The following is an 11,777-nucleotide window of genomic DNA, read 5'->3' as shown; positions in this document are numbered from 1 at the left end:
CCCGGCCATTATTCTGCCTGACGCCGACATGGCCCGCACCGTGAAAGAGTGCGTAGCGGGTAGCTTGTCTTTTAACGGTCAGCGCTGCACTGCGCTGAAAATTTTATTTGTTCATCAAAGCCGTGCTGCCGAGTTGGTGGCTAAATTATCAGCTGCCATCAGCGAACTAAAAGCGGGTATGCCGTGGCAACAAGGTGTAGCGATAACGCCGCTGCCGGAGCCGGGTAAAACGGCATTTTTAACTGAGCTGCTGCATGATGCCTTAGAGAAAGGCGCCAAACTGCAAAACCCCGGCGGGGGTGAAACTTCTGCATCGCTGTTTATGCCGGCGCTGCTTTATCCGGTAAACAGCAGTATGCGGCTATACAGCGAAGAGCAATTTGGCCCGTTGGTACCTGTGGTGCCGTATGACGATGTTAACGACGTCATCGATTATGTGGTGAATTCAAACTTTGGCCAGCAGCTGAGCATTTTTGGTCAAGATGCGCAGCAGGTGGGTGAGCTGGTGGATATCTTTGCCAATCAGGTTGGCCGCATTAACATTAACAGCCAGTGTCAGCGCGGGCCGGACAGCTTTCCGTTTAACGGCCGCAAAGACTCTGCCGAAGGCACCTTGTCGGTGGTGGATGCGCTACGGCAATTTTCTACACCAACGCTGGTGGCAGCGAAGTATCAGCAGGGCGATATAGATTTTGTGAAGCAGATGGTCAGAAGCCGCAGCTCGCACTTTCTGGCGACGGACTTCTTATTCTGATGAGTGCTCTGATGCGTTACCTGTATTGGCTGGCGCTGTTATTGCCGTTTCACAGCATCGCGGTTGATTACTGGCAGGAGCACCCCCTGCCAGCACAGTGGCAGCAATATCTGGCGGCATCTCAACAACTATTACAGCAGGACGAAGCCGCGTTCGCGACAGAGCTTGGTAACAGCTCTGCGCAACTTGCTGTTAAACACAGTGAGTTTGGCTTAACGGCTATTACCACAGCGGCAGAAGCAGAAGCGGTACTGAGCTTTCAGACGCCTTCCGGTGGCTGGAGTAAACGTACCGACATGCGTATGCCCCGCAAGCCGGGCCAGCATTATGGCTCTGAGCCCGATTATGTGCCTACCTTCGATAATAATGCCACCAGTACCCAGCTACAGTGGCTGGCAGACTACTACCCGCATGCGCCAGAGCCGTTGCGGCAGCAGATTACCCTGGCCATTGAGCGCGGTATAGCGCTGGTGATAGATGCACAGTACCCCAATGGTGGTTTTGCTCAGTCCTATCCGCTGCGCGGTGATTATCATGATGCGGTAACACTTAATGACAACGCCTTATATCAGTTGATGCAGCTGTTATGGCAAGCGGCGCATGACAAACGGTTTGCCATGTTGGCCGATAACCGTAAACAGGCGGCAAAGGCCGCCTTTTATCGCGCGGTCGATTGGCTATTGGCGAATCAGGTGTGGGTAAGTGGACAGCTAAGCGTTTGGGGCGCGCAGCATCATCCGTTAACGGGCGGGCCGGTAGCGGCGCGAAAATTTGAGCAGGCGTCGCTGGTTAGCTCTGAAAGCGCTAAATTATTGCAGCTTATGTTGCAAACGGTGCCGGATTATCCAGGTGTGGCGGCCAGCCTGGCAGCAGGCGCGCATTGGCTGAGGCAACATCAGATAAGCGGCAAAACCCGCTATCGTGATGCGCAGGGCTATTTGTCACTGGCAGACAGCCCTGGCAGCGTGATCTGGTCGCGTTTCTATGATTTACAAAGCGGCGAACCGGTATTTTTTGACCGGGACGGCAAAACATACTCAGATGTCAGTAGGCTGTCGCTGGAGCGTCAGCGTGGTTATGGCTGGTACCAAAGTGTCGCTGAAGAATTCCTGTTAGCGTACGACGAATACTTGACAATACATAATGAATAAATTATTCGTTAAATGGTTTTTTACATAAAAAAATTATGCAAGCTGGCGGGGAATACCGTATTATCGGCTAATCTGATTTAACTAAGTTATCGCCAGAGGTTTGCATGCAACCGCAGTTTATTCAGGCCGTTAAACAGCTTATTCCGGTTGAGCGTTATTTTGACGACCCGGTTGCAACCTTAGCCTATGGTACGGATGCCAGCTTCTATCGCTTACTGCCCAAACTGGTGCTGCGCGTTGAAAGTGAAGCCGAAGTTGTGGTGCTACTGAAACTGGCAAACGAGTATCAGGTTCCACTGACATTTCGCGCTGCAGGTACCAGCTTATCCGGCCAGGCCGTGACGGACTCTGTGCTTCTGGTGCTGGGCGAGAATTGGCAGCAGAGAGAGGTGCGGGGCCTTGGCGAGCAGATCCGGTTGCAGCCAGGGGTGATCGGGGCTGCGGCAAATCAGGCATTAACCAGGTTTCAGCGTAAAATAGGCCCGGACCCGGCATCGATCAATAGCTGCAAAATTGGTGGCATAGTGGCCAACAATGCCAGCGGCATGTGCTGCGGCACCGCTCACAACAGCTTTAATACCCTGTCGGCAATGCGTCTGGTGCTGTTTGATGGCACCGTGCTCGATACTGAAGATGCGCAAAGCGTGGCGTCATTCCGCCAAAGCCATGCCGCTTTGCTGGACGAGCTGGCACAGCTTGGGCAGAAAACACGCGATAATACTGAGCTTTGCAATAAAATCCGGCACAAGTACCGGCTGAAAAATACCACAGGTTTTTCGCTTAATGCCTTAACCGAATATACTGATCCGATTGATATTCTTACCCATTTGATGGTTGGTTCTGAAGGCTGTCTGGGCTTTATCAGCGCGGTGACGTACAACACAGTGCCAGATTATCCGCACCGGGCAAGCGGCCTGCTGGTGTTTCCGTCAGTGGAAAGCTGCTGCCGCGCGGTTACCGTACTTAAATCGGCACCGGTGTCTGCGGTAGAGTTGTTAGATCGGCGCAGCCTGCGCTCGGTGGAAAATAAAGCCGGTTTGCCTGCCTGGATAAAAAGTTTATCCGAAACGGCCTGTGCACTGCTGATTGAAAGCACCGCCGCCAGTAACAGCCTGTTATTACAGCAGCTAGACCATATCCGCAACGTGATGCAGGCGTTTACGCTTGAGCAGCAGGTCGATTTCAGCACGGATCCTGAGGTGTATAACCAGCTGTGGGCGATACGCAAGGGCACTTTCCCGGCGGTTGGTGCCGTGCGTAAAATTGGCACTACGGTGATTATCGAAGATGTAACTTTTCCGCTGGAGCAACTGGCAGAAGGCGTATCACGTTTACAGCAACTGTTTGATAAATATTATTACACTGAAGCCATTATTTTCGGCCATGCACTGGAAGGGAACCTGCATTTTGTTTTTACCCAGGGCTTTGATGACGCTACCCAGGTTGCCCGCTACGAAGCGTTCATGCAGGAAGTGGCGACGATGGTGGCTGGTGAATTTGGCGGCTCGTTAAAAGCCGAGCATGGCACCGGCCGTAATATGGCGCCCTTTGTCGAGCTGGAATGGGGTCAGGAGGCTTACCAGCTTATGTGGCAGCTGAAAAAACTGCTCGACCCGGCCAATATTCTTAACCCTGATGTGGTGTTAAGCCACAATCCAAGATTGCATTTACAAAACTTAAAGCCATTGCCGGCCACCAATCCTTTAGTGGATAAATGCATTGAATGCGGTTTTTGCGAGCCGGTCTGCCCGTCGCGTAAGTTAACACTGACACCTCGGCAGCGCATTGTCACCCAGCGGGAAATTTCCCGCTTAAGCCACAGTGGCGATAATCCAAAGCGGCTGGCAGCACTTGAGCAGTCTTACGGGTATCAGGGTAATGATACCTGTGCTGCCTGTGGTATGTGCAGTACGGCATGCCCGGTAGGGATTAACACCGGCGATTTAACCCGGCAGCTACGGGCCAGAAAGCATCAGCGCTGGCAACCGCTGGCTGCCTTTGCCGCACGTCACTTTGCGGCGTTGTCGCTGATGGCCAAGCTTGGGCTTACTGCCGGCAGAATGCTACGTGGGCTATTGCCGTTCTGGCACAAAGCTATGCCAACGGCAAATTACGCTAAGGTCAAAACGGCGAAGCAGGAACTGCAGCCGGTTATTTACCTGGCCGGTTGTAGCGGGCGGGTGATGGCGCCGCAGGCTGAGAGCAACGATAAACGCAGCTTACTGCAGGTAAGCACTGACTTACTGGCAAAAGCTGGTTACCAGTTGATTGTGCCAGAGGGTATTGATAATCAGTGCTGCGGCATGCCGTTTCAGTCTAAAGGGCAGTTTACCGCCGCCAGCCAGAAGCAGCAGCAATTACAGCAGTGGTTATTGCAGGTCACCCGTAACGGTGAGCTGCCGGTGTTCTCAGATACCAGCCCCTGTAGTTTAACGCTACAAGGACAGCTGGATAGCCGGTTAAATATTGTCGATAGCGTCGATTTTCTGCTGCAAAAAGTGCTGCCGAAACTGAGCATCACACCGCTTAACGAACCGGTAGCACTGCACGTAACCTGCAGTGCGAATCAACTGGGGCACGCTAATAAACTTAAGCAGCTACTGGCCGCTTGCACTGACAAGGTTGTGGTACCGGAGGGCATTAGCTGTTGTGGTTTTGCCGGTGACAAAGGTTTTGTCTTGCCAGAGCTCAATGCATCTGCATTGTCGCAGCTGCAGCCTCAGGTAAGCCGCTGCGCTTTGGGTGTGTCGACCAGCCGCACCTGTGAGATTGGTTTGTCACGGCATTCGGGTATTGAATATCAACACATCGTTTATCTGCTGGACCGCTGTAGCAACTGAGCGCTAATAAACTGAATTCGCGCGCTAATTCCTGATATGCTTAACTGACTTGACGCAAACCGGCTGACGTTATATTCAGTCGGCTAACGTTACCGGCGGGCAAAAGGGAAAGGGGTTATGCAGCAGACACCGATACCACAAAACGAAGCTGAGCGTTTGGCGGCTTTGAAGGCCGCCGAATTGCTGGATACCGCCAGCGAAGCCCGGTTTGATCGTTTAACCCGCCTAGTACAACAGTGTCTCGAAGCCGAAATCGTGCTTATCTCACTGGTAGATAAAGAGCGACAGTGGTTTAAATCGCGCCAGGGGCTGGATGCCTGCGAAACATGCCGTAACATTTCATTTTGTGGCCATGCCATTCTCGACGACAATATTTTCGAAGTAACCGACGCCAGCGCCGATAACCGGTTTGCCGACAACCCGCTGGTCACGGGCGCACCTTTTATCCGCTTTTATGCCGGGGCTCCGCTGGTATTTGCTGGCCAGCGCATTGGTACTTTGTGTCTTATCAGTAGCGAACCGCGCAAATTAACGCCTAAAGAACGTACTATACTGCGCGAATTTGCCGCTGCCGTAGAGCAGGAAATTCAAGATCGCCAGCAGGAACAAGCTAAACAGGAGCTGGCGGCCAGCCGCGACCAGTTTGAACGGCTGGTAGCAAATATTCCTGGTATCACCTACCGCTGCAAAGCCGACTCTGACTGGACCATGCTGTATATGAGCGGCGGAATAGACCCGTTATCCGGTTATCCGGCCACTGATTTCATCAACAACAAGGTACGTAGCTACGCCAGTGTTATCCATCCCGATGACCGGGAACGACTCGAACAGCTGGTGATGGAAGCCATAGCGCTGAAGCAAAGCTGGGTACTGCAGTACCGCATTATGCACAAGAAAGGGCATCTGCTTTGGGTGGAAGAGCGTGGCAAAGCTGAATTTGATGACAGTGGTCAGTTAAGCTTTCTCGATGGCCTTATTCTGGATATCAGCGAAGAGAAACGGTTAAAACGGCAGTTGATCACACTAACCTCGCAGCTGCCAGGCGTGGTTTATCAGTACCAGCAATGGCCCGATGGCCGCGCTGCTTTCCCTTACGCCAGTAATGGCATACAGGCTGTTTATGGTGTGACGGCAGAGCAGGTAAAAGATGATGCCAGTTTAGTGTTTGCTAAACTGTATGCCGCTGATTTACCCGCTTTGGCTGCCAGTATTGAATCGTCCAGCCGGGAGTTAAGCATCTGGCAACACGAATACCGGGTTTGCCGGGACGACGGTTCTCTATCCTGGTTAGCAGGCAGGGCTGTACCTAAGCGGATGCCGGACGGCAGCACGCTCTGGCATGGCTATATTCAGGATATCACCGAAACAAAGCAATATTATCTGCAGCTGGAAAAAGTAAATAAAGAGCTGGAACTGGCTCGGGAGCGGCTTAATACTGCCAGCGAAAACGCGTTAATTGGCTTTTCGCAGGCAAATCTTGAGACCGGTGAGCTATGGTGGTCGCCGGTAATTTATCAGATCTTTGGCTTTAATGAAGGCGCTGTAAATCCCAGCGCCACCTTATTTAAAAGCGCAGTGCATCCTGACGACTGGCGCCTGATTGAGCAAAGTGAGAAAACTGCCCGTGAGACAGGTATTCATGATGTTGTGCACCGTATCATCCGCCCGGATGGCACTATCCGCTGGGTGCATGAACTGGCACGGATGTTACCGTCCGATACTAAGCAGCATGTGCTTATCGGCTCGGTGCAGGATGTAACCGAACGCATGCAGTTGCAGCAGTTAAAAGATGAATTTATCTCGACGGTAAGCCATGAACTAAGGACACCACTGACCTCAATAAAAGGTGCGTTGGGTCTGGTTAACTCCGGCACCCTGGGTGAGGTACCTGAGAGCATCAGCAAGCTGCTGCAGGTTGCGCAAAGTAATAGCGAAAGATTATCCCAGCTTATCAATGACCTGCTGGACATTGAAAAGCTGATTGCCGGAAAAATGCCGTTTGACCTGCTGGCAGTAGAAGTGGCGAAAGAGCTGGAATATGCGGTAAATAACCTGCAGCCTTATGCCAGTCAGTTTGCCGTGAACCTGCATCTTGGCGACGTTGCGCCGGAGCTGAAAATTACCGCAGATAAACTACGTCTGCAGCAGGTTGTGACAAATTTGTTGTCGAATGCAGTGAAGTTTTCCGGTAAAAACAGCACGGTTAAGATTGTCGCTAACCGGCAGTCCGAGCAGGTACGTATTGAAGTGCATGACTCAGGTATCGGTATAGCCAGTGAGTTTCAGCCGAGGATATTTGAGCGTTTCGCCCAGGCAGATGGTTCAAGCAGCAGGCAAAGCGGGGGCACGGGCCTGGGGCTTGCCATCTGTAAAGAGCTGGTAGAACAAATGGGCGGAACTATAGGGTTTAGTTCTGTGCTGCATCAGGGGTCAGTGTTTTATTTTACGCTGCCCCTTCATCCGGACTGTAAGCCAGGGAAAGCCGCAGACAGGGCATCAGATGAAAACACCGAGTAATAAAACCGATTTGTCGGCCGCTTTTAATCAGCTAAGGCAACGTTTTGCTGAGAGTTTGCCGCGCCGCGCCGCTGCCATGTCAGAAGCGATGCAAGCAGACGATGGCGCTGCCAGACTGCGCACCGTGATTGCGGAGTCACATAAGCTTGCCGGTGCCTGTGGCACTTTTGGTTACAGCATGCTTGGCGCTATGGCCAGACAGATTGAGCAGCTGGCGTTGGTGGTGCAGCAACGCTCTGCGGCAGAGCAAGAACAGGCAATACCCGAGCTGGTGAACCTTATCCGTGAGTTTGAGCGTGCTGTGATGCAGGCGATGCAAGCGGCTGAGCAAAATGCGGGCTATGTTCAGCTGCAGACCGTTGCCAGAAGCAGTGTTTGGTTACTGCTTGACGACGAGCCACTGACGGAGGAAATCCGTATTCAATTACAGGGTTTTGGTCTGCAGGTGCAGATTTTCAATCAGTTTGCCACGTTGGGCGCAAAGTTACGGGAACAGACGCCGGCTATTGTGTTCAGTGCTACTACCCTCGGCAATGGCGAGTCGCTGTTTAAACAGACCTGGCTTTTGAACGAGCTGGCAAAGCAGCAAAGCCGTTTAATAGTGCTGGCCGATACCGACAGTTTCGCCATGCGCATCCGTATCGCCCAGCTACGCGCAGAAGGGGTGTTCTTTGCGCCGGTGAATGTCCCCGAGCTTATTACACAGATCAGCGAACTGCTCGATTACAGTGCGAGCAGCGGTAAAGTGTATATCGTCGATGACGATAAACTGCTGGCCGAGCACTATGCGCTGGTACTGACACAAGTCGGTATTGAAACCAGGATCAGCAACAAGATTGATAACATTATCGAAGAAGTGATGCAGTTTCAGCCGGATTTGATCCTGATGGATATTTATATGCCAGAATATTCCGGCGCCGAAATTGCCGGCGTGCTGCGTCAGTACCGCAGCTTGAAACGGATCCCTATTGTGTTTCTATCGTCTGAGCAGAATAAATCTTTGCAAATTAGTGCTATGTCCTATGGTGCCGACGATTTTATTACCAAGCCAATCGACGATGTGCAGTTGACTCAGGCGTTGAAAGTTCGCTTGGCGCGTAGCTTACAGCTGAAAAATCTGATTGAGAAAGACAGCCTGACATCGCTGATAAAACATGCTGCTATCAAAGATGCCGCCAATATGGAATTTATGCGCGCTGAGCGCAGTAACAGCCCGCTCAGTATTGTCATGCTGGATATTGATCACTTTAAGCGCGTTAACGACTCATACGGCCATGCCACCGGCGATATTGTCATTACTGCGCTGGCAACGTTGCTGCGTAAACGTATCCGTAAAACAGATCGTGCCGGCCGCTATGGTGGTGAGGAGTTTTTACTTGTGTTGCCAGACTGCCCGACCGAGCAAGCCTGTCAGCTGACCGAGCAGATTTTGCACTCGTTTGCTGCGCTGCATTTTAACGCCGGGGAACAGCAGTTTAGCTGTACGTTCTCTGCCGGGGTTGTATCAAGCTGCGACAGAGGTTTTGACACTGCTGCCAGCATGATAGCTGCGGCAGATAAAGCGCTGTATCAGGCCAAAGCCGCCGGACGTAATCAGATCAAATGCTTTACAGCATAAGCTGTTACGGCCGGCTAGCGTGGGAGTTACAGTTTTTTCAGGATTTCGTCCGGTAAGGCCAGCTCATCGTTGCGGTTAACCCCAACGCCGCGATTCAGAATATTCCGGGCAATTTGCTTGGCTTCATCTAACGAATGCATCTGGGCCGTACCACATTGATAAATATTCAGCTCAGGGATGTCATTCTGACTGGCCACCTTTAACACATCGTCCATCGCCGCCTGCCAGGCTTTCGCCACGCGTTGTTCGTCCGGTGTACCGATCAGGCTCATATAGAAACCGGTACGGCAACCCATCGGCGAAATATCAATAATTTCTACATCGTTGCCATTTAAATGATCACGCATAAAACCGGCAAATAAATGCTCCAGTGTATGAATACCTTTCTCCGACAGAATTTCTTCATTCGGTACACAAAAACGTAAGTCAAACACCGTGATGGCATCGCCTTTTGGCGTATTCATTTTCTTTGCTACGCGCACGGCCGGCGCTTTCATAATGGTGTGGTCTACGGTAAAACTATCGAGTAATGGCATAACAAAGCCCTTATATTAAATGTGTCTGATGCTGGCTATTATAGTCAGGTCAGCCGTTATAAGTTAACCGCTTTCGGCGTGAAAACCGGCAAACAGCGGCTAAAGCCCTGCTTTTATGAGTTAAAGTAAAAATTTTCTCGTAATAACCTTGAATGGATCAGGGCTAATCCCCATTAACGCCTCAACACAATTTTTAATTGTTCAGAATATTAAGTGGAGAGCAGTTATGGGCAGAATTATTGGTATTGACTTAGGTACAACTAACTCATGTGTGGCAGTGTTAGACGGTGATAAACCGCGCGTTTTAGAAAACGCTGAGGGTGCACGTACTACACCTTCAATTATTGCTTACGCTGAAGACGGCGAAGTATTAGTCGGTCAGCCGGCAAAACGCCAGGCAGTCACTAACCCTAAAAATACCCTGTTCGCGATTAAGCGTTTAATTGGTCGTCGCTTTGAAGATGACGAAGTACAGCGTGATATCAAAATCATGCCTTACCAAATCGTTAAAGCCGATAATGGTGATGCCTGGGTTGAAGTTAAAGGTAAAAAATTAGCCGCACCGCAAATTTCAGCTGAAGTGCTGAAAAAAATGAAGAAAACTGCTGAAGACTATTTAGGCGAAGCGGTTACGGCTGCGGTTATCACAGTCCCAGCCTATTTTAACGATGCGCAGCGTCAGGCGACCAAAGACGCCGGCCGTATCGCGGGCTTAGACGTAAAACGTATTATCAACGAGCCAACAGCAGCAGCACTGGCTTATGGTATGGATAAAAAGAAAGGCGACACCAAAGTTGCGGTTTACGACTTAGGTGGTGGTACTTTCGATATCTCTATCATTGAAATTGATGATGTAGACGGCGAACAAACCTTTGAAGTACTGGCAACCAACGGTGATACGCACTTAGGTGGTGAAGACTTCGATAACCGTTTAATCAATTACTTAGTTGAAGAGTTCAAGAAAGAGCAGGGCATTGACCTGCGTAACGACCCACTGGCAATGCAGCGTTTAAAAGAGTCTGCGGAGAAAGCGAAGATTGAACTGTCTTCTGCATCTCAGACTGAAGTTAACCTGCCGTACATCACAGCGGATGCATCAGGCCCGAAACACCTGAACATCAAAGTAACGCGCGCCAAGCTGGAGTCGCTGGTAGAAGATTTAATTCAGCGTACTATCGACCCGCTGAAACAAGCACTGAAAGATGCTGATTTAAGCGTAGGTGAGATTGACGACATCATCCTGGTGGGCGGTCAGACCCGTATGCCGAAAGTACAGGAGGCGGTATCTGCTTTCTTCGGCAAAGAAGCGCGTAAAGATGTGAACCCGGACGAAGCCGTTGCAGTAGGTGCCGCTATTCAGGGTGCCGTACTGTCAGGTGATGTAAAAGACGTATTGCTGCTGGACGTAACACCGCTGTCACTGGGTATCGAAACCATGGGCAGTGTGATGACGGCATTGATTGAGAAAAACACCACGATCCCAACGAAGAAGTCGCAGGTGTTCTCAACTGCCGAAGACAACCAGTCTGCCGTGACTATTCACGTGCTGCAGGGTGAGCGTAAGCGTGCGTCTGACAATAAGTCACTGGGTCAGTTTAACTTAGAAGGTATCCGCGCCGGCCGTCGTGGCGAGCCACAAATCGAAGTCACCTTCGATCTGGATGCTGATGGTATTCTGCATGTTTCGGCCAAAGATAAAGAGACTGGCAAAGAGCAGAAGATCACCATCAAGGCTAACTCTGGTCTGTCTGACGAAGAAATTCAGGCCATGGTACGTGATGCTGAAGCGCATGCTGAAGAAGACAAGAAGTTCGAAGAGCTGGTACAAACCCGTAACCAGGCTGACGCGATGGTTCACGCCACACGCAAGCAACTGGAAGAAGTGGGTGACAGCTTAGCGTCTAATGACAAAGAAGAGATTGAAACAGCAATTAAAGAGCTGGAAAGTGCATTAAAAGGCAGTGATAAAGCGGCGATTGATGAGAAATCTCAGGCACTGATCCAGGCGTCGCAGAAGCTGATGGAAGCCTCTCAGGCGAAAGCGCAACAAGGCGGCGCCGATGGCGGTCAGCAACAAGCTGGCAGCAACGACGATGTAGTTGATGCTGAGTTTGAAGAAGTCAAAGACGACAAAAAGTAAGTCGGTTTAACCAGGCTGCAGTATACTGCAGCCTTGTAACTTAAGAAGCACTGAGCGAGAAGTATGTCCAAGCGTGACTATTATGAAGTACTAGGTGTTGCTAAAGGCGCCGACGATAAAGACATCAAAAAGGCTTATAAACGCCTCGCCATGAAATATCACCCTGACCGTACTCAGGGCGATAAAGCCATGGAAGAGAAGTTTAAAGAAGTGCAGGAAGC

At 50.9% G+C, this 11,777-nt stretch carries 8 protein-coding genes and 1 pseudogene; 8 read left to right on the top strand and 1 reads right to left on the bottom strand.

Features of this window, described 5'->3' with window-relative positions:
* The 6 genes and pseudogenes from VIN66_RS06130 to VIN66_RS06110 form a co-directional block, all read left to right on the top strand.
* A partial coding sequence (locus VIN66_RS06130) for an aldehyde dehydrogenase family protein (protein ID WP_331923143.1) occupies nucleotides 1-754 on the top strand: 754 nt, incomplete at its 5' end.
* Nucleotides 754-1,905: a pectate lyase gene (gene pelA, locus VIN66_RS06125; RefSeq protein WP_331923142.1), complete on the top strand. Its 1,152-nt coding sequence runs from the start codon at nucleotides 754-756 to the stop codon at nucleotides 1,903-1,905. The genes VIN66_RS06130 and pelA, both read left to right, overlap by 1 nt.
* Nucleotides 1,906-2,009: 104 nt before the next feature.
* On the top strand, nucleotides 2,010-4,745 hold the full coding sequence (locus VIN66_RS06120) for an FAD-binding and (Fe-S)-binding domain-containing protein (protein WP_331923141.1): 2,736 nt from the start codon (nucleotides 2,010-2,012) through the stop codon (nucleotides 4,743-4,745).
* 183 nt (nucleotides 4,746-4,928) lie between these two features.
* A pseudogene (locus VIN66_RS18825) lies at nucleotides 4,929-5,348 on the top strand (GAF domain-containing protein); the annotation flags it as partial.
* Nucleotides 5,331-7,262: a PAS domain-containing sensor histidine kinase gene (locus VIN66_RS06115; RefSeq protein ID WP_414709869.1), complete on the top strand. Its 1,932-nt coding sequence runs from the start codon at nucleotides 5,331-5,333 to the stop codon at nucleotides 7,260-7,262. The pseudogene VIN66_RS18825 and the gene VIN66_RS06115, both read left to right, overlap by 18 nt.
* Complete coding sequence (locus VIN66_RS06110; RefSeq protein ID WP_331923139.1) at nucleotides 7,246-8,880, top strand: diguanylate cyclase; 1,635 nt, start codon at nucleotides 7,246-7,248, stop codon at nucleotides 8,878-8,880. Before VIN66_RS06115 ends, VIN66_RS06110 begins: the two co-directional genes overlap by 17 nt.
* Before the next feature lie 26 nt (nucleotides 8,881-8,906).
* Here the strand turns inward: VIN66_RS06110 and luxS are convergent, their stop codons facing one another.
* Entirely contained in the window at nucleotides 8,907-9,416 is a 510-nt protein-coding gene (gene luxS, locus VIN66_RS06105) for an S-ribosylhomocysteine lyase (RefSeq protein ID WP_331923138.1), read from the bottom strand.
* Nucleotides 9,417-9,642: 226 nt separating this feature from the next.
* On the opposite strand from luxS, the gene dnaK reads away from it, so the two are divergent.
* Together dnaK and VIN66_RS06095 are read left to right on the top strand one after the other, a co-directional pair.
* Complete coding sequence (gene dnaK / locus VIN66_RS06100) at nucleotides 9,643-11,556, top strand: molecular chaperone DnaK (protein WP_331923137.1); 1,914 nt, start codon at nucleotides 9,643-9,645, stop codon at nucleotides 11,554-11,556.
* 63 nt (nucleotides 11,557-11,619) lie between these two features.
* The coding region (locus VIN66_RS06095) for a DnaJ domain-containing protein (RefSeq protein ID WP_331923144.1) at nucleotides 11,620-11,777 on the top strand (158 nt) is incomplete at its 3' end.

This window comes from Rheinheimera sp., assembly GCF_036568245.1.
Taxonomy (GTDB): Bacteria; Pseudomonadota; Gammaproteobacteria; order Enterobacterales; family Alteromonadaceae; genus Alishewanella.
Note: the sequence above shows the minus strand (reverse complement) of the source record. Positions and strands in the feature narration are given on the sequence as shown.

Bases quoted from the DNA above. Each gene is read 5' to 3' on its own strand.
- pelA (WP_331923142.1), top strand. From the start codon at position 754: ATGAGTGCTCTGATGCGTTACCTGTATTGGCTGGCGCTGTTATTGCCG.
- VIN66_RS06120 (WP_331923141.1), top strand. From the start codon at position 2,010: ATGCAACCGCAGTTTATTCAGGCCGTTAAACAGCTTATTCCGGTTGAG.
- VIN66_RS06110 (WP_331923139.1), top strand. From the start codon at position 7,246: ATGAAAACACCGAGTAATAAAACCGATTTGTCGGCCGCTTTTAATCAG.
- luxS (WP_331923138.1), bottom strand. From the start codon at position 9,416: ATGCCATTACTCGATAGTTTTACCGTAGACCACACCATTATGAAAGCG.
- dnaK (WP_331923137.1), top strand. From the start codon at position 9,643: ATGGGCAGAATTATTGGTATTGACTTAGGTACAACTAACTCATGTGTG.